At 52.1% G+C, this 24073-nt stretch carries 15 protein-coding genes and 1 pseudogene; 15 read left to right on the top strand and 1 reads right to left on the bottom strand.

Going from position 1 to position 24073, the window contains the following annotated elements:
- The 6 genes and pseudogenes from PGL01S_RS31190 to PGL01S_RS03735 form a co-directional block, all read left to right on the top strand.
- A pseudogene (locus tag PGL01S_RS31190) lies at positions 1–2104 on the top strand (collagen-like protein); the annotation flags it as partial.
- A gap of 148 nt (positions 2105–2252) precedes the next feature.
- Positions 2253–3518 (top strand): class I SAM-dependent methyltransferase, encoded by a 1266-nt coding sequence (locus tag PGL01S_RS03755; RefSeq protein WP_127491559.1) that lies wholly within the window; start codon positions 2253–2255, stop codon positions 3516–3518.
- A gap of 2 nt (positions 3519–3520) precedes the next feature.
- Positions 3521–6109 (top strand): metallophosphoesterase, encoded by a 2589-nt coding sequence (locus PGL01S_RS03750; RefSeq protein ID WP_127491526.1) that lies wholly within the window; start codon positions 3521–3523, stop codon positions 6107–6109.
- Positions 6110–6228: 119 nt separating this feature from the next.
- Positions 6229–6879 (top strand): hypothetical protein, encoded by a 651-nt coding sequence (locus tag PGL01S_RS31185; RefSeq protein ID WP_244935498.1) that lies wholly within the window; start codon positions 6229–6231, stop codon positions 6877–6879.
- Between the two features lie 57 nt (positions 6880–6936).
- Positions 6937–7731, top strand: a complete 795-nt coding sequence (locus tag PGL01S_RS03740; RefSeq protein WP_164775369.1) for an aminoglycoside adenylyltransferase domain-containing protein — start codon at positions 6937–6939, stop codon at positions 7729–7731.
- A complete protein-coding gene (locus tag PGL01S_RS03735; RefSeq protein ID WP_127491520.1) occupies positions 7724–8401 on the top strand; it encodes an HAD family hydrolase in 678 nt (225 codons plus the stop codon). Before PGL01S_RS03740 ends, PGL01S_RS03735 begins: the two co-directional genes overlap by 8 nt.
- Positions 8402–8426: 25 nt before the next feature.
- On the opposite strand, the gene PGL01S_RS03730 is transcribed toward PGL01S_RS03735, so the two are convergent.
- Positions 8427–9035 carry a hypothetical protein gene (locus tag PGL01S_RS03730; protein WP_127491518.1) on the bottom strand — a complete coding sequence of 203 codons (609 nt, stop codon included), beginning with the start codon at positions 9033–9035 and terminating at the stop codon, positions 8427–8429.
- Positions 9036–9477: 442 nt separating this feature from the next.
- Here PGL01S_RS03730 and PGL01S_RS03725 point away from each other — a divergent pair, with 442 nt between their 5' ends.
- The 9 genes from PGL01S_RS03725 (at position 9478) to PGL01S_RS03685 (ending at position 24065) form a co-directional block, all read left to right on the top strand.
- Entirely contained in the window at positions 9478–9678 is a 201-nt protein-coding gene (locus tag PGL01S_RS03725; protein WP_127491516.1) for a hypothetical protein, read from the top strand.
- Between the two features lie 145 nt (positions 9679–9823).
- Complete coding sequence (locus tag PGL01S_RS03720; protein WP_127491514.1) at positions 9824–10699, top strand: AraC family transcriptional regulator; 876 nt, start codon at positions 9824–9826, stop codon at positions 10697–10699.
- A 114-nt stretch (positions 10700–10813) separates the two neighbouring features.
- A complete protein-coding gene (locus PGL01S_RS03715; protein ID WP_127491512.1) occupies positions 10814–11203 on the top strand; it encodes a VOC family protein in 390 nt (129 codons plus the stop codon).
- Between the two features lie 246 nt (positions 11204–11449).
- A complete protein-coding gene (locus tag PGL01S_RS03710) occupies positions 11450–16228 on the top strand; it encodes an endo-1,4-beta-xylanase (protein ID WP_164775368.1) in 4779 nt (1592 codons plus the stop codon).
- A gap of 70 nt (positions 16229–16298) precedes the next feature.
- Complete coding sequence (locus PGL01S_RS03705) at positions 16299–18497, top strand: carbohydrate binding domain-containing protein (protein ID WP_127491508.1); 2199 nt, start codon at positions 16299–16301, stop codon at positions 18495–18497.
- Between the two features lie 123 nt (positions 18498–18620).
- Entirely contained in the window at positions 18621–19586 is a 966-nt protein-coding gene (locus tag PGL01S_RS03700) for a zinc-dependent alcohol dehydrogenase (RefSeq protein ID WP_127491506.1), read from the top strand.
- 14 nt (positions 19587–19600) lie between these two features.
- A complete protein-coding gene (locus PGL01S_RS03695) occupies positions 19601–22015 on the top strand; it encodes a family 43 glycosylhydrolase (protein ID WP_164775367.1) in 2415 nt (804 codons plus the stop codon).
- Between the two features lie 184 nt (positions 22016–22199).
- On the top strand, positions 22200–23129 hold the full coding sequence (locus PGL01S_RS03690) for an ABC transporter permease (protein ID WP_244935497.1): 930 nt from the start codon (positions 22200–22202) through the stop codon (positions 23127–23129).
- Positions 23130–23159: 30 nt separating this feature from the next.
- Positions 23160–24065: a carbohydrate ABC transporter permease gene (locus PGL01S_RS03685; protein WP_127491502.1), complete on the top strand. Its 906-nt coding sequence runs from the start codon at positions 23160–23162 to the stop codon at positions 24063–24065.
- Positions 24066–24073 lie beyond the last annotated feature (8 nt).

Raw genomic sequence — 24073 nt, 5'->3', positions numbered from 1 at the left:
GGGAGCGACAGGCGAGACGGGAGCGACGGGAGCGACGGGAGCGACGGGAGCAACAGGTGCGACAGGTGCGACGGGAGCAACAGGAGCAACGGGAGCGACAGGTGCGACGGGAGCCACGGGAACCACGGGAGCGACAGGGGCAACAGGTGCGACGGGAGCGACAGGTGCGACAGGTGCGACAGGGGCCACGGGAGCTACAGGGGCTACAGGGGCGACGGGCGAAACGGGAGCTACAGGTGCAACAGGAGCTACGGGGGCGACGGGGGTGACGGGGGCAACGGGAGCCACAGGTGCTACGGGCGAAACGGGAGCGACGGGGGCGACGGGAGCGACAGGCGAAACAGGAGCTACGGGTGCGACAGGTGCAACGGGAGCCACGGGAGTAACGGGAGCGACAGGAGCAACAGGTGCGACAGGGGCCACGGGAGCGACGGGAGCGACGGGTGCCACGGGCGCGACGGGAGTAATGGGAGCAACAGGTACGACAGGAGCCACAGGCGAGACGGGAGCAACAGGAGCAACAGGAGCCACGGGAGCGACAGGGGCGACAGGCGAGACGGGTGTAACGGGCGCTACAGGTGCGACAGGGGCCACGGGAGCAACGGGGGCGACGGGTGAGACTGGAGCCACGGGAACAACAGGCGCGACAGGTGCAACGGGAGCCACGGGAGCAACGGGTGCGACAGGAGCGACAGGTACAACGGGAGCGACAGGTGCAACGGGTGCGACAGGTGCAACGGGAGCAACAGGAGCAACAGGAGCAACAGGAGCAACGGGTGCTACGGGTGCTACGGGTGCGACAGGTGCGACAGGAGCCACAGGCGAGACGGGAGTAACGGGGGCGACAGGAGCGACGGGAGCGACAGGTGCGACTGGAGTTACAGGCGAGACGGGAGCCACTGGTGCGACGGGTGCAACGGGAGCGACGGGGCTGACAGGAGCGACAGGGGGAACGGGAGCGACAGGAGCAACTGGTGCGACGGGAGCCACGGGAACCACGGGAGCGACAGGGGCAACAGGTGCGACGGGAGCGACAGGAGCAGCGGGTGCGACGGGAGTCACAGGAGTAACGGGTGCAACGGGTTCGACAGGTGCAACGGGTGCAACAGGAGTGACAGGTGGAACAGGAGCAACGGGGGCGACAGGTGCGACAGGTGCAACGGGAGCGACGGGTGCGACAGGCGTGACGGGAGCGACAGGAGCAACAGGTATGACAGGAGCTACAGGCGAGACGGGAGCCACTGGTGCGACGGGTGCAACGGGAGCGACGGGGCTGACAGGAACGACAGGGGTAACGGGAGCTACAGGAGCAACAGGAGCGACGGGTGCCACAGGAGCAACGGGAGCTACGGGTGCGACGGGGGCAACGGGTGCCACAGGAGCAACGGGAGCTACGGGTGCGACGGGGGCAACGGGTGCAACAGGAGCAACAGGAGCTACAGGGTCTACAGGAGCCACAGGAGCGACGGGAGCTACAGGAGCGACAGGTGCAACGGGAGCTACAGGAGCGACAGGTGCAACGGGAGCTACGGGTTCGACGGGAGCCACGGGAGCGACAGGGGCAACAGGTGCAACAGGAGCAACAGGAGCAACAGGAGCAACAGGAGCTACCGGTCCGAACATCCTGACGGAAGGGTTTTCGGGATTTATAAGTACGCTGAACTTGGCGGCAAGCCAGCAGTTGACCAACTGGTCGACGGCTTCGCCGTATTTTACAAGCGCCAGCTTTAACGCCGTCACAGGCAATTATACCGTTCCGGTTACAGGCAGATATGAAATCCTGGCGACGATCAACTATTCAACAACAGCCGCAATAACCTTATCTCTAGGAGCAGGTATAAATCCCTCCTTTGCCGTCCAACGAACTTCGCCAACGGCTACGACACTAATAAGCGGATTATTTCCGCTTCTCAATGTTAACGTTACGCTTCTCAACCTCAGGGCCATTTTGGGGAATGGCACGGTTACCTTATCCGGAGACGTAACTTTGAATGCGGGAGACGTAATCGGGTTGTTTTACAATGCGGATGGGTTAACCGTTGCGCTTATATTAGGCGGGGCGAACTCGGGAGGGATTGTCTGGAGCATGCATCGTTTAACTTAAAAATGAGACAGCAGCACGATGGTTCCACAGGCCAACGTGCTGTTTTTTTTCTTAAAAAGCGGTGTCGTAATACTTTTGCCGTGTTCCTTGATTGGAAGATATGTGAAAATGCGATTAGAAGTTGTGAAGGAAGAAGGGAATGAACCTTATGGCCATCGTGCAGTTGAAATCTACGAATCCGAAATTTTCTTATCTCTTAAAAAAGAATCCGGGCTCCGGCATGCAAATCCGATCCGTCCGGAAAGGTATGGCCTATGGCTGGTATACCAACGACTCGGCTTACAATGTCTATTTCAAGGATGCGGATAATGAAATTTCCTATAAAGAAAGCGAAGAGGAACAATTCGAATATTTGAATGTTTCCAGGTACAATACGCCGTTGCTTCCGCTTAATGCCATCAACGAATATTTTTCGGCGCCTTACAAAACCCGGCACGAAGAGGATATAGACGGCTTCGTGCATGCTTTCCATATCAATATGGTTCATGTGGAATGGGTCCGCTACGTCGAGATGTTCGAGAAGCACATGCAGGATTGCAGCTTCGAATATCAATCGTTATCCGGCAAGAGCTATGCGTTAACGGTCACAACCGAGAAGAGCTTGTATCATCTCCTTCATGTGGTTAGCGTCCTCTGCTTGTTCCTGGCCATGTCGGGCAAGGAGTATATCGATATCAACGATGAGGTTCTGGACAAATATATTCATAGCATTCAAGTCATTGATGCTCCCTTTTATATTCGCAGCTTATTCGCTAGAAACTTCCTGCAGTCCAAGTCGAGCTTCTGGAAATACAAACAGGCATTGGAGCATACGGAACGTTACGCCATTGACTTTGATTTCGGAGGAACGGCGTTCCAGAGAAGGAATTATATCGGCAGCTCCCTTACATTCGATAAATCTATATTGGATGTCGGCTGCGGGGAAGGCTTTTACGCGATACCTTTCTCCAAAAAGATAGAGGGAAGCTATTATGCGATCGATATTAACGAGGAGCAGCTTGCAGCCGTTGAACGTAAAGCAAGCTTGAAAGAAATCGAGAACATTGCGCTTTACCGGTCGATTGAGCATTTCTTGGAGGATTACAACGGGGAACAGGTCGATATTATTCTGACCGAGGTTATCGAGCATATGAGCATGGATGAAGCCAAGCAGCTTATTCAAACAATTTGTGCCCATATTGATTTTGATCAATTTATTTTGACAACGCCTAATGCTGACTTTAATCCCTATTACGAGCTTCAGAACATGAGGCACGAAGATCACAAATGGGAGATGACGCAAAAAGAATTCCGGCATTGGTTCGAGGATATCATTCATGAGGTCAAATGGAATGTCGAATTTATCGCAATCGGCGATGGCGTGAACGGCATCCGGACAACGCAAGGCGTTATTTTGAAGAAAAGAGGGGCATAACCATGCAGATCTCAACAAAAATCCATACCATCTTTCTAATGGTCGGCTCAACGGAATGCGGGAAGTCTACCTTCGCGAACGAAATATTGATTCCGGGCCTGAAGTTCCGGGATGAAGAGAAGGGCATTACATCCAATATTCAATACTTGTCCTCGGATTCCATCCGGCAGGAGGTATTGGGGTTTGATTACGATAAATATGACCGGGTTATGCTGGAAGCAAGCGATCAGGCTTTTCAATTGTTGTTTACCAAGCTGAAGCTTGTAACCTCCTTTCCGGTCAATGCGGAATTCGTCATTGTAGATACAACGGGGCTGGCAGAGGATTTCCGCGCAAAAGTGAGAGAAATCGCCCATGAGAACAACTACAATGTGGAAGTTATCCTGTTCGATTATCGCAACCGTGCCGATTATTACGCCTCCGAGCGTTCCAAAAAGGTGATCACGGCACACCTTAACCGTCTCAAGACCGAAGTGCTGCGTTCTTTATCCAGAGAAGGCTATACCGCCGTTCACAAAATAAGGGCCAAAGATTTCTACTCCGTTACGGAGAAGAAAACAAATCCCGAATACCGGGTTCAAATTGAGAATCTGGATGACTACCTGGCAACCGCGCTGCCAAGCCGCTATAAATATATCGTGATAGGAGATATCCACGAATGCCTGGATACGTTCCAATCCCTGCTGCGCAGCTACGGTTATCAGATTGAAGGGAATACCTTAACGCCTGTTGACCGGGTCAAAGATACGAAAATCGTCCTTGTGGGTGATTGGATTGACAAAGGAAAACAGACCAGGGAAACGATTCGGTTTCTTTATGAGAATCGGGAGCATTTCTATTTTGTGCTGGGCAATCACGAAAATTTCGTTCACAAGTATTTAAAAGGGGATGTACAGGGAGTCGACCAGGAGCTGCTGCATACGTATTTCGACTCCACGCAGGTGCTTGCCGGCGATCCGGAGCTGCTTGAGCAATTTCATCTGCTTGTTGCGGTGTCGAAGCCTTTTTACCGCCTGGTTGGCGGCAATGGTTCTTCCTTTTATGTCACTCATGCGCCATGCCGGAACAAATATATCGGCAAGCTGGATACGCATTCGGTTCGCCATCAGCGGAACTTTCGGATTGACCGCGAAGCAGACTTGGAGTCGCAGCTGAAATTTCTGGAGGAAGAAGCGGTGAGCAATTATCCGTTTCATGTATTCGGGCATGTCGCCGCAAAGAATGCGTTCCGGATCAAAAATAAAGTCCATGTCGATTCCGGCTGCGTGCATGGTAACGCACTAACCGCTGTGAGCCTGTCTTATAAGCCATTTTATAAGTCCCAGCCATCCAAACAGGCTTATATGACCGAGGAGCTGAAGCCATTATTTGTGTCGGTACGAAAAGTAGCGGTTCAGGATTTAGGGGAAGAGGAGCTGCGCCGCCTACGCTACGTCACTCATCACAAGATCAATTATATTTCCGGAACGATGGCTCCGGCGGATAAGGATGACTCGGCGGGCCAATTAGAATCTATCCGCAAAGGTTTGCAGTATTACGCGGAGCGCGGTGTGAAGGAAGTTGTGCTGCAGCCGAAGTATATGGGCTCGAGATGCAATATTTATCTCCATGCCGATGCGGAGCAATGCTTTGCGATCAGCCGTAACGGATACAAAATCAAGAAAGTGGATATGAACGGCATCTATTCCGGGCTGCTTAACAAATTTGGCGGTTTTATGAGAGATCATGCAATAGAAATGCTTATCCTCGACGGCGAACTGCTTCCTTGGCAGGCAATGGGGGAGGGATTGATCCAGCGGCAATTCAAGCCTATCGAGAAGGCGCTAGAGACCGAGATCGCTTTTCTGCAGCAGAACGGATTTGAAGAGGCTCTTCATCAGTTAACCGAGGGTTACCGCGCAAGCGGCTTCGAGAAGGATCAACACCATACGCCAAAGGCGGAGTTAAACAAAAAATACGGATCGATTACCTATCAGAACTATAAGCATCTGCCTGCCGTTCTTGATTCCTATGTGCCGCTGGATGTCCACCGGGCTGCTTACGAAACCTATAAGCAACAAATGGAGCTGTATGCGGAAGAAGGCGAGCTTGCCTATAAGCCTTTTGCTCTGCTGAAAATCACCTATGAATCCGGTCAAGAGGAGCTTCCGGTAAGCTGGAAAACCTCCGAAATGTATCGCTTTCTCTCGGACGACGAATTCCTGCTCCTGGACTTGACGAATGAGCACGCAGCTGAGCAAGCGGAGCAATTCTTCTCCAAGCTGACCGTCGAACAGAAGATGGAAGGCGTCGTCATTAAGCCGGAAACGAACGGAGATCAGGTTGTTCCATTCATCAAGGTTCGGAATGCGGAGTACTTGTCGATCGTGTACGGGTATGACTATCGATTCCCTCATAAATACAACAAGCTGATGAAGCAAAAGAATGTCAGTCAGAAGCTTCGCACCTCTGCTGCGGAATACCGGATCGGTCAACGGATGCTGGCTGTTCCTCTCGCAGAGATCTCGCCGGATAATGAGCATTACAAAAATATCGCAGCAAATCTGCTGTTCGAGGTGGCTAAAGAGAAGGAAATCGACCCAAGGCTATGAGTAGATTATTTCAGGAAAAACGCACTGTTCAGGTGCGTTTTTTCTATTGCTAATGTACAGACAAGCTTGCCGAATGGCACATATAATCTAGTAGAAAAAGGATGGAAGGTGAGCAGCGGATGAGTGATGGATTAACAGGTTATACGGGATTGACAGGTATGACAGGACCACCCGGGCCGCAAGGCATTCAAGGTCCGCCCGGACCTCCCGGACCAACCGGATTAACGGGAAGAACCGGCGCTACGGGACCAACCGGGCCAACAGGACCAACAGGACCAACGGGATTAACCGGACCGCCCGGGCCGTCCGGGCCGCAAGGAGTACCGGGACCGTCGGGTAATCCGTTTACAAGCTTTGGAGATGCCGGAACAGTCTCGGAAATTAAGCTGGTGAGCGGTGAGGCGATCGAGGTGACGGTGCTCTATGATTCGGAGAATACGGATTTGCGGGACGGTGCCATTGTAGTGTCCCATGCCGGCTTATATATGGTCTCGTATTCCGTTAACGCTACGGTACCTCCCGTGTCGAATGTAACTTTTATCCTTTTCGTAGATGGTGAAGGTATTGGCAAAACAAGAGGAAGGCTTGGCAATGGCAAGAATGGGGATTCCATTACGGCTGGAATAAGCAGAACGCATGTCCTGTCGCTTCCTGAAGGAGCGGCAATCAGTCTAGTCGTAGAGAGCATGACGGGCAGCGTTGCCGCGTTCGAGCCTGTCCTGACAGTCATTCGGTTAGGAGATATCCATGGAATTTCCAGTATTTTATAATTTCGTATCCTGTGCTATTCTCTCTTTATCCTACAATTGAGGGTGAAGCGAATGACGATGCCTGAGCAAGTCCAAACGGTATTGGATCAATACTTCGCCAGAATGAACAAGGATCTGCCCGGCCTATTGGAAGCCTTCTACCTGTTCGGATCCATCTCGCTTGCCTCCTTTCAGGAAGGGGTTAGCGATTTGGATTTTGCGGCAGTCACCTACCGGCCGTTAACGGAGCAAGAAGTGAAGGTCCTCGAGCGGATCCATTTCGATCTGGAGAAAAGCCGTCCGAAGATCAGCTTGGACGGCAGGTACATACGGAAGGCGGATTTGGATAGTATCGAAGATCAGGATTGCCCTTACTATTATTTTAATAGCGGCAGGTTGGTCGGATTAGAGCGGTTATCCAAAAATTCGGTTGATGCGTTCCAGCTCAAGCATTACGGAATGGCGATAATCGGGCCGTCTCCCCAAACCTTCGGCTATACGATTGATTGGGATGTTTTAACCCGTAACATGAAGCTTAATCTAGAGCACTATTGGCGGAACTGGAAAAGACGAGCTGAGAAATTTCCTTCCTTGCCTTACTTCGGCATGTTCATGAAAGGCTGGATGATTGAGTGGGGTGTGCTTGGCGTTTCCCGCATTTATTACTCGATTAAGGAACGGGATCTGATCTCGAAATCAGGGGCAGGTCAATATGCCATGCGGCATGTACCGGCAAGATGGCATCTTATTATACGGGAATCCATTCGTTTGCGAGAGGGCAACTCCAAATCCTTGTACCTTAACGTCTTCAAACGCAGACAAGATGCCTTAGCCTATATGGACTATATGATTAAGGAGTGCTTGAATGAATAAGATCGCTGCCGTTATTTTCGATCTCGACCAAACGTTGCTGGATAAACATCAATCCTTAATCGGATTCGCCAATTATCAATATGATGCTTATGCTCTGGAAGCCTATCGTATAGACAAAGGGGAGTATGTTCGAAAGTTTACGGAAATGAATCATGTCATTCGTCCGAAGGAAGAGGTCTATAAGGATTTAATCGGGTTTTTCGACATGGACAGCTCCTTGCTTCCCGTTATGCTGGAGGATCTGAATTGTAATTTTTCGAAGCATGCTATCGGTTATCCGGGGCTTGCGGAAATGCTTATCGGTCTGAAGAAGGCCGCATGCAAATTAGGCATGATTACGAACGGAAGAGCGTTTTATCAGCGGGACAAAATACGGGCTTTAGGCATCGAGGATTATTTTGACGACATTGTCATCTCGGAAGCGGTAGGTTTGCGAAAGCCGGATCCCGCCATTTTTCAATTATCCCTATCCAACCTGAACGTATCCGCAGCGGAGGCCGTTTTTGTAGGCGATAACATGAAGAAAGATATAATACCGGCGAAGGAGCTGGGGATGAGGACCGTATGGAAGCAAAGGGCCGATCCTAACGAGTATACGGACTTCGTATGCGATGATTTATCGGAGATACCGAATCTTATCTACAGTTTCATTCAGACAAAAACCGGGTAACACTTTCGTGTTCCCGGTTTTTCCATTACTTTTTATTAGCGGCCAGAAACTTCTCCATCTCATCCCGGTTCGCATTGTCGCCGGAGGGAGCGGTGTTCGTTACCCCCCAGTAATCGCGCTGGACGGTATCTTTATTAGGGAATGCGTATAAGTCCAAATCATGCAAAATACGGTGCATGAAACGCAAAGCATCCGGATCATGCTTCTTGCGGGCAATATCGGCAAGCTCGATCAGGTTGTTCATATCAATCTGCAGACCTTCGACGCTAGACAGGGCTTTGCCAATGTCTTCGTAATTTTTGGCGTTGAAGACTTCCGACGCGAGAAACTCCTCCCAGGCGGTATCGTTGTCCGGCTTGAAATTATCCAGTCCGCCGCCCGTTACCTTGAGATCGAAGGTCGAATGATACTCCTTAATCTTCGCGATCGCTTTACCTTCCGTCGAATTCGCCGCAAAGTCAACTTGCGGAACATGCAGCGGTTGTACTGTATCCGTTGTTTCCGTTTTATCGGTTGTTTCAGTCTTATCCCCACTATCCATGGCTTTAAGAACGTAATTCGCGCCGATGGCTCCCGCACCGCAGATGAGTACAAAAGCGATTGCAGCGCCAATCAGATTCTCTTTTACTCGCAATGTATAAATCCTCCCTTAGCTGACTGTGACAATCGTAACGTTTAGTGTACCAAAATATGAACCCGTATGGAAATGTTCGAAAGTACCAATGTGCTCACTTCCATCCTTCTAAAGTCTTTATTTCAAATATACATTTTCGTAAAGGAGGGGCAGGATAAGTCGGCATCCCTTATGGTATTACTATTACCATCTTCCTGAATTATACAATTGTACGTCTTTATGTTTGGTAAGTTGCGGTGGGAAGGGGGAAAAAGAAAACCTAGTGGCATCGGGTATGCGGGAGTGCAACGAAATGAAACGAAGAAGTAATTTTATTGGAGTATCATATTTAATTTTCTAAGTAAGCAATTAAACAATTGTGCAAAAACGTCGGGTCCTTTAAAATCAAGAAATAGGTCCCGGATAGGTAAGAGCTGGAGGACTTCGGGTAACAGAAGAGGAGATGATACCAATCTCAACGATTCGATTGCACTTATTGCATGCGCAGATTGCACAGCAGTCGGTAGCCGTAAGAACCAGCAAGGGAAAAGTATGGAGCGGGAAAATCGAAAAGGTAGAGGAACAGTTCGTGCAGCTGCGTTACCAGTCCAACGTGCTTGTGCATGTTCCGATCTCTGTTATCGAGGAAGTTAGGCAATATTAGGCAAGGAGGAGGCGAGCCTGCATAGGTTTGCCTTTTTTAAATTCTAAGAGCTCCTAAGCTGCCTGCCGTTAATCTTGTGCAAGAAAAGTCGGATAGGGAGAATTCCCTTTTGTTAATCTATTGGTGAGGAAAGGAGGGGAAACGGATGAATACGCTGGAACAAATGAATCAGGCTTTGAAATATATCGAGGATCATTTGGCCGAGGAGATTGATCTTAAGGAAGCGGCCAGAAGGGCACGCTGCTCGGAGTACCATTTTTCGCGCATGTTCTCGTTTCTTGCCGGGGTTTCCTTGTCTGAATATATCCGAAGGAGAAGATTTACGTTGGCGGCTTTTGATCTGATGAACTCTTCATCCAGAGTGATCGACGTGGCGGTCAAATACGGTTATACCTCCGCGGATTCGTTCAGCAAGGCATTCCAGGTTGTTCACGGGCTTACACCGTCCGAGGCAAGGCAGCAAGGGCAGTCTTTGAAAGCTTTTCCCCGCATGTCCTTTCAATTAACCATAACAGGGGGAGACGAAATGAATTACCGGATTGAAGATAAGGAAGCGTTCCGCATTGTTGGGCTGATGAAGCGGGTACCAATTGTATTTGAAGGCGTGAACCCGGAAATTGCGGCAATGTGGCAGAGCTTGACCGAGGAGCGGATCCGCGAGCTTAAAACATTATCCAATATGACACCTACAGGCTTAATTAGCGCCTCCGTAAATTTCTCCGAGGGCCGTATGGAGGAAAAAGGAGAGCTAGACCATTATATCGGTGCAGCAACGAGTTCCGCATGTCCGGAGCATTACAGCGAACTGCTGGTTGAAGCCGGAACATGGGCCGTATTCGAAGCGGTAGGGCCATTCCCTGCAACGCTGCAAAATGTTTGGGGACGCATCTACTCGGAATGGTTTCCGTCCTCGAATTACGAAGCGGCGCAAGGTCCCGAGATTTTGTGGAATGAGCATAAGGATACCAGTTCTCCGACGTTCCGGAGCGAAATCTGGATACCGGTCATTCAGAAGGAATAGATCAAGCGAGAAGAAGAGGGAGAACCTCTTCTTTTTTTGCTTTACTTAAGAACATACGTTTGGTATTATTTTGTTTGCGAGTATAATTTCCAGTAACTGGGGTGTTGAATGGTGATGAAGAAGGCGAAAGTCGAGAATTCTCTTACGGTCTTAGTGGTGTCCAATCTGGCTGATTCACAAAAATATTATGCGGAAGCATTAGGGTGCGAAGTGAATGACTATTGGGTTATTCGGGATAACTTTGGCCTAGGTTTCAAGCTTATTCAAGCGGAGGACAGCAAGGATGTACGTCCAAACAAAGGGATATGGAATACGTATGCTTACGTACAGACTCATCAAGAACTGGATCTTCTCTATGCGGAGCTGAAAGTAAACGGGGCAATCATTGAAGCTGAGCCTGTCCTATCCGAGCATGATTGGGGAGTGTGGAAGGAATTCTCGGTGAAGGATCCGGACGGTTATGTCATCGGATTTGGTTCCGGGAGTAAGAATGAGGAATCTTAATATGGCGTCATGGCGTTAGCTCTTAAGGAAGGTTGAATATAGGTGTCAAAAGCTGTACAGGGACTATTCCTGTACAGCTTTTTTGTTAGAGGCGAGTTGAAATTGCAGCTTGATCCGAACTTCGTTGCCGCGGTGTATTTTTCGTTGCTGCGGTAGATTGATGGAGAATGGCGCGGCAAACTATGCTTGATTTTGTAAGCGCTATATTCTGGGATGGCATTCATCCACTATGAAGGAGGTTGTCTTGTGTATCGACGAAAAAGGAGATTCGTGAGCTTGGCGATGAGTCTTCTGCTGACAGCAACTCTGGCAATTGGAGCAGGGCCGGTCAAGTCTTGGGCCGCGGATGAGGAAGGAAGCAATCTGATGGTTAACGGAGATTTCGCGGATGGAACGACGGGCTGGAAAACCTGGGGGGCAGACTGGAGCGCGGTTGACGGCATCGCGAAGATGCAGCCCGCTCAAGGCGGAATCGTCCAGGAAAATCTGCCGCTGGAGGCAGGAGCTACATACAAGCTGAGCGTGGATGTCAAGCTTGGGGCAAAGGTAGGAGCCGAGCGGTACTTCTTCTTCGCCGTACGAACGAATGAAGCCGCGCCGGTTGATATCGACGGGACTAAATACGAGACTTATGTTAATGCGGCCGATGACGCGGGCATGGATTGGCTGACGGTGGAGAAGACCTTTACGATGCCCATGACGCTGAGCGAGAAAGGCTATCGTCTTGAAGTATGGGGACTTGGCTCGGAACGAGACATCGATAATGTTCAATTGGTCCGAACGGACAAGGGGGGCGGCGGTCAGCCGCTGGAGCTTTTGAAGAACGGGGATTTCGAGAACGGCCTCGAGCATTGGGGAATCTCGAGTATCAGTCCCGCGGAAGCCGAAATAACCGCTTCCGACGATTCTCCGCTAACGGGCGCAGCATCCTTCTACGCCAACATAGTCAAGGGAGGCTCGGCCAACTGGAACGTGCAGGCGCTGCAGGTTGTTCCGGCCGACAAGACGCTTACTTACACGCTTCGCTTCAAAGCCAAGGCGGAGAAACCGGGCAAGGTCATCGGCGTGGATATTCAGGAAAACGGAGGCTCCTGGACCCGGTATATGGACACAACCTTCGAGCTGACAACGGATAAGGAGTCTTATGAGTATACGTTTAAGCCGTCGGATACGGACTTGAAAGCCGCCTTGAACTTTTTCGTCGGGGAAGGGGCAAACAGCGTATGGCTGGACGATGTGTCGCTGACGGTGGACGGCATTCCTTATGACGGGAAGACGCTCTACGCTTCGGGATTCGAAGACGGTCTGACGACCGGATGGACACTGGCAGGCGCGCCTGCGTTGGCGTCTTCGGAAGCTGAAGCCCATGAAGGACAGAAGAGCATGCTCGTCACGGGACGCGCTGATAATTGGCAGGGAGCGCAATATGATCTTCTGGGCAAAGCCCAGCCCGGGACGGCCTATGTATTCACCTACTGGTTCAAACCGGCCGGAACCGTCGCGTCCGGCGATGAGATGGTCATTACGCTGACGAGGGATTCGGGCGAGGGACCAACCTACGATCGGGTTGCCGCGGCTGCCGTACAAGAAGGGGAATGGACGAAGGTAAGCGGCGAATATCTGATTCCGTCCTTAACCGAAGGTGCCTCGTATACGACGCTTAACGTCAAGCTGGATTCGGCGATTGGTACGTTTGACTATTTCGTGGATGAGGCCAGCATTGTCCGCAAGCCGCCATCCGTTATCCAAAACGACATCCCTTCCATGTGGGAAGCATACGACGGGAAGTTCCCGATCGGAGCTTCGGTCGAACCGCGTGATTTGGAGGGAGGAAGCGGAGAACTGGTAAGCAAGCATTTCAACAGCATGACGCTTGAGAACTCGATGAAAATGAATGTGCTGGAAGCCTCGAAGGACGTTTACAACTTTACGGCTGGCGATACGGTCGCGCAGTATGCCCTGGAATTGGGCAAGAGGCTTCGCGGGCATGCTTTGGTCTGGCATGCGTCCACTCCCGATTGGGTATTCAAGAATGATAGCGGGGGGAACCTCAGTCCGGATCATCCGGCAGACGTTCAGTTGGTGGACAGCAGGCTGAAGACTTACATTGAAACCGTCGTTAAGCATTACGAGGAAATGGATCATGCCGTCTATGCCTGGGATGTCGTCAACGAGGCCATAGACGAGTCCCAGCCGGACGGCTTCCGCCGGAGTCCATGGTATGCCTTTTTTGGCCCCGCTTATATCGCCAAGGCTTTCACTTACGCGCATGATGCCGATATGGAAGACGGGCACAAGGATCTTGAGCTCTTCTACAACGACTACAACGAATACGATCCGAAGAAACGGGCGTTTATTCTGAGCATGCTTCAAGGACTCAAGAACGACGGGGTGCCGATAGACGGCTTTGGCATGCAGATGCATATCGGCCTTGCTTCGCCTTCGGTCGATGCCATTTCGAAGTCGATTGACATGTATTCGGCGCTTGGTCTTAAGGTGCAGGCAACGGAACTGGACGTCAACATCTTCGATGTCTACCCGCTGGCCATGGACACCTTGACCCCGGAAGCGGATGCCGCGCTGGGTTACCGGTATAAGGCTTTGTTTGATGTCTTTAAGGAAAAAGCCGCCGAAGGCAAATTCCAGGCGGCAACGTTCTGGAATATTCATGACGGGCGTTCCTGGCTGAACGCTTATATTCAACCGCTTAACAAGTCGCATCCGCTGCCGTTCGATCGCAACCTGCAAGCAAAAGGCGCTTATTGGGGAATCGTTGATCCGTCGAAGCTGCCGGCCCTGATTCGGGAAGCATGGGCGGCGGATGTCAAAGCCGTGAATGACGGCCTGGAGGATGAGGGCTATCGGTATTTGGCGGCAACCAAGCTTCCATCGAATTCGCCGGTCTCGTTCAGCGCGGCTTGGGACGCCGGTCATCTGTCCTTGTTCGTCCGAGTATCGGATGTCTCGGCAGACACGGCGGATAAGGTAGAAGTATTCGTTGATCCCGACAATTCGGATGATGCCTTCGATCCGTCGAAGGATATCAAGGCTGTCCATGAGCGCGGGGAGCAGGCCGGCGATGCATACAACGCTGAATTCGTAATACCGCTGAACGACTTGACGCTAGGCAAGACGCTTGGCTTCGATATTCGGGTGACGGACGGGGAAAACGTCTTCAGCTGGAACGATGCGGCTAACTCGCAGGAGACAAGTACGCTGAACTATGGCAATTTAACGCTGACCCATGTTCCGTTTACGACAGCCGTGCAGGCGAAGGTAAAGCCGGTTATCGACGGCTTGGCCGAATCGGCATGGGACGCTGCCGTACCGGTAACGACGGATGTTGCGGTCAGCTCGAAGGAAGGAACGACCGCCGCGAAGGGCATTTTCCGTTCCATGTGGACCAGCGACGGCTTATACGTCCTAGCGGAAGTAACGGATCCGCTGCTGAATAAAGACAGCGTGAATACGTACGAACAGGACAGCATCGAGGTATTCCTCGACGAGAATAATGCCAAGACCTCCGAATACGAGGAAGCGGGAGATGCCCAATACCGGATTAACTACAACAATGAGTACAGCTTCAACGGAAAAACCTTAAATTCGGACGTTCAATCCGCGACAACCTTGACGGACGACGGTTATATCGTCGAGACCCTTATCCCGTTCCAAACGATTAGTCATGCGGAAGCAGGCATGCTGCTTGGTTATGACGCGCAGGTGAACGATGCCGACGAAACCGGAAAACGGATTAATACCCGTACATGGTCGGGAACGGCAGACAACGGTTGGCGGAGCACAACCGATTATGGCGTCCTTAAGCTGGTGTCCGGTTCGGACGAGAATACCGGCTCCGGAGGAAGCGGCAACGGCGGCAAAGCAGTAAGTCCCGTGAGCGTGAAGATTAAAGGGGATACCGCAACCTTAAGCCTTAACGCGGAAGTTATCAGCAAGCTGCTCGACGGTAATGCCAAACAGATGGTTATTGAGGCTAAAAGCGGAAGCGCGGCAGCCATTATGAAGGAAAACGTGCAAATTCCCGCCTCGTTAATCGCAGAAGCACAAGCCAAGGGAATCACGATTGTCCTGAAGCTGAACGACACTTTATTTACGATCGAACCGGGCACGTTCGAGATCAAGGATACCGCGAAGCTGGTTGAGCTGCATGTGGCCAAGATGCCGTTTGCCGATGCCGCGAAGGTAGATGCGGGGCTTCCAGGCGCAGGTGCAAAGCCGACCTTCGCTTATGATTTTGGTCTTGTTATTGACGGTCAGAAGACGACTTCCTTTGGAAAGCCGCTTGGCATTCACATCCCTCTGGACAGCTCTCAGCTCGCCGTGCAGGACAAAGCCGGAGCTTATACGTATAACGAATCCGCAAGCAAATGGGAATATGTCGGCGGGCATGCGGCAGACGGAATGCTGGCTTTTGCAACCGGACATTTCTCGGCTTACGCCGTAGTCGTAAACGACAAGACGTTTGCGGATATCGCGAACCATTGGGCAAAGACGGCAATTGAACGGCTTGCTACAAGATGGATCGTGACGGGCATCACCGATTCGTCCTTTGCGCCGGATAAGAACGTTACCCGTGCCGAATTTGCCGCGCTTCTGTTCCGCGCGCTGGAGCTTAAAGGGGAAGCAGGAGATGCAAGCTTCACGGATATTGGGGTAAACGATTGGTACGCTCCATTTGCCGAAGCAGCCGCGGACAACGGCATCATGCAAGGGAACGGCCGCGGACAATTCGCGCCAAACGAGGCCATGACAAGGGAGGAGATGGCGGTTGCGATAGTTCGTGCCTACCATCTGTCCAAAGAAGAAGCTGGAAGCATTGAGGCAAATAACGCCATGTTCAGCGATCAATCAACGCAGGCGAAATGGTCGGGGCAAGCCATTCAAGAGGCGATGTCGCTCGGACTGCTTCAAGGCTATCCGGATCATTCGTTTAAGCCAAAGGCAGCGCTTAGCCGCGCCGAAGCGGCGGCTGTTGTGACGAAGCTGCTTGATCTTATCGAGCAATAGACCATTTGCATCATGGAAGCGAGCTGGATTATGCCCGTAAGCGGGCAAAACAATCAGGGAGGGAAAAAGCATGTCTATTAAATCTGTACGGGATTGGGGATTGTCTTTACTTGTCACCATGATGCTGCTGTCGTCACTTGGTTTGGCGCCTGGCGTTGTTCACGCGGCTGCGACCTATTACGTAGCCACAAACGGAACCACTTCGAATCCGGGTACGTTCAGCCAGCCTTTTGCCAATATCAATCAATTCATGTCGGTTGCGCTGCCGGGGGATACCGTGCTTGTGCGCGGAGGGACTTATTCGATCGGAGAGACTTATTTGTCCAAGTCGGGAACCGCATCCGGAGGCAACATTACGATCAAGAATTACCCCGGCGAAGCCCCGATTCTCGACGGCGGCGGCTCAAGCGGAGTCGCGTTTTATTTTGGCGAAGGGAATCAGGGAGCGGGCAAAGGAAGCTATATTACGATTGAAGGTTTCATTATCCGCAATTACTGGCGGAGCGGCATTAATATCGGCTGCTGCGAGGTAAACGGAGCGCATCAAACCGTGAGCAACGTGACCATTCGCAATAACGTCGTTGACCGGATGGGACAGAACGGCATCACGTTGATGAATGCCGCGAATGTAACGGTAGAGAACAATCTGGTTGGCCGGACGGGATGGGATGCGGGTACCGGCTCATGGTCAAGCGGTATTAACCTCTATCAAATCTACGGTTCGAACAATGTCGTGCGCAATAATGTGACTTATCACAATATCGATGTCTCCGGCTACCATACGGACGGCAACGGCATTATCGTCGATTTGTCTTATTACAACGGCAGTGCCCGAATCGAGAATAACCTCGCCTTCGAGAACGGGGGAGCGGGGATAATCATGACCCATAGCGCGGGAGGCACAATCATTAACAATACGTTGTACGAGAACGGCAAGGAGCCGACCTATGTCAACGGAGGAACGGGCCTTGGCTTCTACGGCACGGAAGGAACAAACGGCATGACCGTCAAGAACAATATCGTCTACCAGTCGTTTGGCAATGGGCTGTACACATCACAAAGCATGACGAATAGCACGTTTGCAAACAACAATATTGCCGGTCAATCCGGTTATTCCGATCCGGCCTTCACGGACGCCAATAACGCGGATTTCCGGCTGCAATCCAGTTCCTCCAGCATCGATACGGGGACTTCCTCCGGCGCGCCTTCGGACAGCATCGGCTTCGACAAGAACGCGCTGCTGAAGACGACATTGAATCAACCGGTCAGCTGGTACCGGTATGCGCCTGACTTTGCGTATATTGAGGGCAAAGGCGAGGTGAAGAATCTATTCGCTTCCGTCTCCAGGCCGCAAGGCGGCGGCTACGACAAAGGAGCTTTCGAATCAACGGCTACCGGAGGCGGCACGGGAGGACCGGGAACGAATTTGATATCAAACGGGGAATTTGACAACGGAACAAACGGCTGGTGGACGTACTTCGACGCCTCCGCGTCCGGGACAATCGCTGCGACGACAAGCGCGGGATTAAGCGGGACCAACGCGCTTAAGTTCGACCTAAGCAACGGCGGGGATGCCGATTGGAAAGCGCAGCTGGGACAGACGGTATCTTCGCTCTCATCCGGAACAACGTATACGTTAAGCTTCAAGGGGAAGGCGGATTCCGCCCGCAGCATAACCGTCAGCGTCTCGCAGGAAGGGTCGCCTTACTCCACATTCCTGAGCCAGACGGCAAGCCTTACGGCAAGTGGTCAAACCTATTCGTATACCTTTACGCCTAACGCGTCCGGCAATGTATACGTCAAGTTTAATGTCGGAGGAGGCAGCGCCGATGTCTATCTTGATCAAATCTCTCTGACGAGCGGGAGCGGAACGGCTTCAAACCTTGTCGCAAACGGCGGGTTCGAGTCGGGGACGCTAGACAGCTGGTCCTCATGGGGAGGGACGCAGCAAGCTGCAGCTGCGGCGAAGTATTCAGGCAACTACGGATTGTCTTCCTCGGGCAATGGCATTGCCCAGACGATAACAGTCGAGCCTAATACCACTTATGTGCTAACCGCCATGGGCAAGGCGGTAACGGGATATATGAATATCGGCATTACAAATTACGGCGGAACCGAGATCAGCAGGCAGGTCTCATCGAGCTCTTGGGCGGCCATTACCCCGATTACGTTTACGACGGGGTCAAGCGCGACAACCGCGCAAGTCTATGTATGGGAGCCGCAGGGCAATACCGGTTATGCGGATGACTTCAAGGTAGTCAAACAATAGCATACAGCTGTCCCTATCCTCCCCGCGTATCGCGGGGAGGCTTCTCTGCCATTGAAGAACGGAAAGAGTGGGCGCGCGGGAATAAGAATAATAGAGAAATTATGGGTGAGAGGCGGAAACGGAATGTTGACTAGAAGAGCTTATCTAATTGAACCGGGCAAATTGGAGGTGAAGGAAACGGAGCTGAAGCTGCAGCTGCAGCACGATGAACTGCTGCTGGAAGTATTGGCTTGCGGCTTGTGCACATGGGAGCTGAACCATTTCCAAGGACGGATTGGAGAAGCTCCAATGTCGCTGGGACACGAGTTCGTAGGCAAAATAATAGAGATGGGATCAAGCGTTTCCAGCTTCGAGCCGGGGGATGTTGTCACCGGTCTGCCCGGCGCGCTTGACGGTTTCTCCGAATACATGACGGTAGCGGCGAAGAACTGCGAGAAAATAGCGCCGGGCATTAAGCCGGAGCATGCGCTGGGAGAGCCGCTCAAATGCGTCGTTACCGTTCTGCGCGGCGCCGCCCCGGAGGCAGGCGATTACGGGGTGGTTATTGGAGCGGGTCCCATGGGGATATGGGCGGTTCAAGCGCTGGCGGGCAATTCGCTCAGTGCTTTGATTGCCGTAGACGTGGATGAAGAGAAGCTCAAGCTGGCCGCGCAATACGGAGCCACGCACACGATTAATCCGGCAACTGTGGATACCGTCGAAGCCATTCGCGAGATTACGCGGGGCCATATGGCGGATTTCGTGATCGAAGGAACGGGCAATACGAAGGTTATCAACGACGGGATAAAAATGCTGAAGGCAGGCCGAGGCCGGCTCGTATTGATGAGCTCGTACAAGTCTGCAGCAGAGAGCCTGGATGTCGTGGGCATGGTGGAGCGTTCCGCCGAGATACGCGTGCCTCATCCGGGATACTCCCTAAATGAGCAAGATGATTTGAGAAGAGCCGTCCAGCTGCTTAATAAAGGCGTGTTCCGTCTTGAAGGCATCGTAAGCCACAAGTTTTCCCTGGATCAGATTCAATTGGCGTTTGAATCGCTTGAGAAGCGGCCTGCCGGTTACTTGAAAGGAGTCGTGATTCCAAAGCTATGATAAGAAGATTCAGCGTGAATTTTTTGTTTGCGGACGGTGCGGTGCTGCAGCGTGACAAGCCCATCCGGATTTGGGGCAGCAGGCAAGGAACGGATGTTGAACTGCATGTGAGCTTGGGGGATTATTCTTCATCCGCCTCCGGCAGCGGAACAGATTGGGAGGCTGTTCTGCCAGCACTTGAAGCAGGAGGCCCCTATGAATTGCGTATCGAGGATACGGGGCGCGGCGATTGCTTGACGATATCCGATCTCTTGATCGGAGACGTATGGCTTGCGGGTGGCCAATCGAATATGGAGTGGGCTTTGGAAGAGTCACTTGGCGGGCAAGAGGAGCTGCTGCGTTCGCAGGATGCCCTACTGCGTTATTTCCATGTTCCCCGTGTCGCCCACGAAAGCTTATACAATGAAGAAGAGCATGGACAACCCCGCTGGGAGTCATCTTCGCCGGTAGCGGCAGGAAAATTCTCGGCTGCAGCCTATTATTTTGCGGCTGGCTTGCGCGAGAAGCTGGACGTTCCAATCGGGATAATCGGCTGTAACTGGGGAGACACATCGGCTGCCTGCTGGATCCCGGAGGAGACGATGTCTGCCGATCCCGGGCTGACACCGATTCTGGAGAACCACCGGAAGGCGATGAAAGAGTTTAATGCCGCGGAATACGAGCAGCAAATGAGTCATTACCTCGCGCAGGTACAGCAACACGAAGAAGGAATCCGGCAACGCTTGCCAGCAGAGCTGCTCCAGCCCTATCCCTGGCCTATGCCTCTGGGGCCTCACAGCCGACAACGCCCAAGCGGACTCTATTACACTATGGTTAAGCGTGTTATCCCTTATGCAATAAAGGGTTTTATTTTCTATCAGGGCGAAAACGATGTCGCGCTTGGCGGGCGATACGAGCGGCTTCTATCCGCCTTGATTCACAAATGGAGAGAGGATTGGGATGATCATCTTCTGCCTTTTCTCTATGTTCAGCTGCCGTTCTTTGGCAAGGGCAGCGCGGCATCGGGCGAAGATTGGCCGCTGCTGCGAGAAGCCCAACAAGCGGTCGCGCGTATCGTGCCCCATGCGCATATGGCTGTGGTACTGGATTGCGGAGAGCGGGAGGATATCCATCCGAAGAATAAGAAGCCGGTCGGGGAGCGTCTAGCCCTAACAGCTTTGAATAAAGTTTATGGATCGCCAACGGTTTGCGAAGGGCCAGTCCTCGAAGCCGTATGGCCGGATAACGGGGGAGCATGCCTTCGCTTCGGGCATTGTGATAGCGGGCTGGAAGGGGGAGAGCAAGGCGTAGAAGGCTTTGAGCTGGCTGGAGAGGACGGTGTATTCCATCCCGCGTCAGCGCTTGCGCTGGCAGACGGCCGAACGATTCAAGCATGCAGCGGAAAGGTCCCGGATCCAAGGGTTGTCCGCTACGGCTGGCGGAACTGGATGAACGCCAATCTGAAGAATGGCACCGGACTGCCAGCAGCACCGCTGAGAGCGGAGCTTGCGCCTGCTCGCATACGCAAGCCCGGCGAGCTTTGGCTGGATACGGAAGGGCATCCCATTCATGCTCATGGAGGAAGCATGCTGTTCCACAATGGCATTTACTACTGGTATGGCGAGTATAAGCATGGTTCGACGTCCACGAGTCCCGCCGGCATCAACCGGGTCGACTTTCTGGGCATCGGCTGTTATTCTTCGGTCGATCTGACCAACTGGCAGTTCCGGGGTCTTGCCCTTAAAGCGGAGAAGAATCCGGCGAGCGAATTGCATGCAAGCAGGGTGGTGGAGCGTCCCAAGGTTCTCTATAACGATATCGCCAAGCAATTCGTCATGTGGGTGCATGCCGACGACGAGGATTACAAAGCCGCCAGCTGCGGGATTGCCGTGGCGGAAGCGCCGGAAGGACCGTTCCGTTACCTCGGGAGCTTTCGGCCGAACAGGGAAGAAAGCCGGGATTTTACGTTGTTTCAAGACGAGGATAACCGTGCCTATCTTTATTATTCCTCCGAAGGTAATGCCACTCTTCATGTGACGGAGCTGTCCGTCGATTACACGGGAGTACAAGAGGCGTATACCCGCAATTTCGAAGGACGTTATAGAGAAGCGCCGGCAGTCTTCAAGAAAGACGGCCGCTATTACATGATTACCTCCGGCTGTACCGGATGGGAGCCTAATGAGGCAGAATGGGCGGTATCGTCCGCTCCTGAAGGGCCTTGGACGGCGGTCGGCAATCCGTGCCGGGGCGAAGGGGCGGACCGAACTTTTGAAGCGCAGGGAACTTGGGTCGTTCAACCGCAAGGTAAGGATAAGCCGGGGATTTTTATGGCCGACCGGTGGAATAAGGATGATTTGGAGAACTCTCGTTATGCCTGGTTTCCTCTCGACTGGGAGGATAACCGGCCTGTTATTCGCATGCCGGGCAAAGCAAACGATGTTGTGATATAGAGGTTGATAGAAGGCCTTCCGCGCCCCTCGCGGAGGGCTTTCTATCGTCTTGTAAGAGAGATTTGCAGAAGTCAGTTGCTGCCGTCTATTTTTCGTTGTTCGCGTCGATTGATGGTCCAGGCGGCCGGAAGGTATGCTGAATACAGACAAAACAAGGCAATTGGTTACTGGAGGGACAGTTAGGATGAGAACACAATTACCGTTAAAAAAACGATTAAGACGAGAATGGGATATTCACCTCATGATTATTCCGGGCGTGCTGCTGCTCTTTGTGTTCAGCTATCTGCCCATGTACGGCGTGGTGACGGCGTTTCAGGATTATAACTTGTTCAAGGGCTTTGCCGACAGTCCATGGGCGGGAACCAAACACTTCCGGATGTTCTTCCATTCTCCGGATTTCTGGACCATCATGCGGAACACGGTTGTCGTAAGCCTGTTGAAGCTGATCTTCAGCTTCCCGGCACCCATCGCGCTTGCGCTCCTTCTGAATGAAGTAGGCAAGGCTGCCTTTAAGCGAATCATCCAGACCGTAAGTTATTTACCTCACTTCCTGTCTTGGGTTATTGTCGGTGGATTCGTCATCTCCATGTTATCCGTTGACAATGGCAGCATTAATATACTGCTGATGAAGCTGCACCTAATCGACGAGCCGGTAAATTGGCTTTCCGAATCGAATTATTTCTGGGGAATCCTGATTGCGAGCAATGTGTGGAAGGACATCGGCTTCGCATCCATCGTCTACCTGGCCGCCATTTCCGGCATAGATCCCCACTTGTACGAATCGGCTTCCATCGACGGGGCGAACCGCTTCCGGCAGATGTTCTCCATTACGGTGCCAAGCATCATGCCCGTCATCGTCATCTTCATGATCCTGGCGGTTGGCAATGTGATGAACGCGGGCTTTGAGGATATTCTGATCTTGACGAACAACGGGGTTAACGCGATTGTCCGCAACGTGTCCGATGTCATCGATACTTACGTATACCGGATCGGCATTCAGAACCAGCGCTTCTCTTATGCGGCTGCCGTCGGATTGTTCAAATCCGCCATTAACGTGCTGCTGCTCATCGGGGCAAACCGGTTGGCCCGAAGATCGGGTCAAAGCTTGTGGTAAGGCTAGAAACGAAGAAACGAGGATTCTCATATGACAAAGCTTAGCTCTGGCGAGAAGGTATTCCAATCCATTGTATACGTCGCATTGATTCTGCTGGGTATCGTAACCCTGTATCCGTTCTGGAACGCCATTGTCATTTCATTTAATGCAGGTGCCGATACGGCGAGGGGCGACATCACCTTGTGGCCGCGAGTATTTACCCTGGACAACTACAAGCTGGTCTTCGAAGACGGACGGCTTACCCACGCTTTTCTGATCTCGGTCTTGCGTGTTCTTGTCGGGACCACGCTATCCGTTGCTTTAACCTCGATGCTGGCTTACGGACTATCGAAGCCGAAGATTTTATTCTTCAAGCCCTATATGTTCTATTGCATCTTCACCATGTTCTTCAGCGGCGGACTCATTCCTTCGTTCGTTCTGAACAAGGAACTTCATCTGAACAATACGTTCTGGGTGCTCGTTATTCCATCCTTGATCAGCGTATACAACATGATTATCTTCCGGACCTTCTTCCGCGAGCTGCCGGACGGATTGGAGGAGTCGGCCAGAATGGACGGCTGCACGAATATCGGAACCTTCGTCCGAATCGTTATTCCCGTATCGGGGCCGGTGTTCGCCACGTTGGCGTTGTTCACGGCGGTCTTCCATTGGAACGACTGGTTCACCGCCGCTATTTATATCAATAAGATGAATTTGCTTCCCATCTCTTCCATTCTGCAGCAGATTCTGAACTCCAATCTGGCGACCGAAATGCTCGCGACCCAGACCGGGGGAAATGCTTCCGCGATTGACGCCGTCGGCAAGATTCAGACCGTCACAAGCAAATCGCTCAGCATGGCTACGATGCTTGTCGCCTCTATGCCTATCATTCTTATCTATCCCTTTTTGCAGAAATACTTTGTAAAAGGCGTTCTGGTAGGTTCCATCAAGGGGTAGAGTTTCTT

Origin of the sequence: Paenibacillus glycanilyticus NBRC 16618, assembly GCF_004000805.1 — a bacterium.
GTDB classification, from domain to species: Bacteria; Bacillota; Bacilli; order Paenibacillales; family Paenibacillaceae; genus Pristimantibacillus; species Pristimantibacillus glycanilyticus.
Note: the sequence above shows the minus strand (reverse complement) of the source record. Positions and strands in the feature narration are given on the sequence as shown.

Coding starts and splice junctions, on each gene's coding strand:
- PGL01S_RS03725 (WP_127491516.1), top strand. CDS start 9,478: ATGATACCAATCTCAACGATTCGATTGCACTTATTGCATGCGCAGATT.
- PGL01S_RS03755 (WP_127491559.1), top strand. CDS start 2,253: ATGGCCATCGTGCAGTTGAAATCTACGAATCCGAAATTTTCTTATCTC.
- PGL01S_RS03740 (WP_164775369.1), top strand. CDS start 6,937: ATGCCTGAGCAAGTCCAAACGGTATTGGATCAATACTTCGCCAGAATG.
- PGL01S_RS03700 (WP_127491506.1), top strand. CDS start 18,621: ATGTTGACTAGAAGAGCTTATCTAATTGAACCGGGCAAATTGGAGGTG.
- PGL01S_RS03685 (WP_127491502.1), top strand. CDS start 23,160: ATGACAAAGCTTAGCTCTGGCGAGAAGGTATTCCAATCCATTGTATAC.
- PGL01S_RS03705 (WP_127491508.1), top strand. CDS start 16,299: ATGTCTATTAAATCTGTACGGGATTGGGGATTGTCTTTACTTGTCACC.
- PGL01S_RS03690 (WP_244935497.1), top strand. CDS start 22,200: ATGAGAACACAATTACCGTTAAAAAAACGATTAAGACGAGAATGGGAT.
- PGL01S_RS03715 (WP_127491512.1), top strand. CDS start 10,814: ATGAAGAAGGCGAAAGTCGAGAATTCTCTTACGGTCTTAGTGGTGTCC.
- PGL01S_RS31185 (WP_244935498.1), top strand. CDS start 6,229: ATGAGTGATGGATTAACAGGTTATACGGGATTGACAGGTATGACAGGA.
- PGL01S_RS03750 (WP_127491526.1), top strand. CDS start 3,521: ATGCAGATCTCAACAAAAATCCATACCATCTTTCTAATGGTCGGCTCA.
- PGL01S_RS03720 (WP_127491514.1), top strand. CDS start 9,824: ATGAATACGCTGGAACAAATGAATCAGGCTTTGAAATATATCGAGGAT.
- PGL01S_RS03735 (WP_127491520.1), top strand. CDS start 7,724: ATGAATAAGATCGCTGCCGTTATTTTCGATCTCGACCAAACGTTGCTG.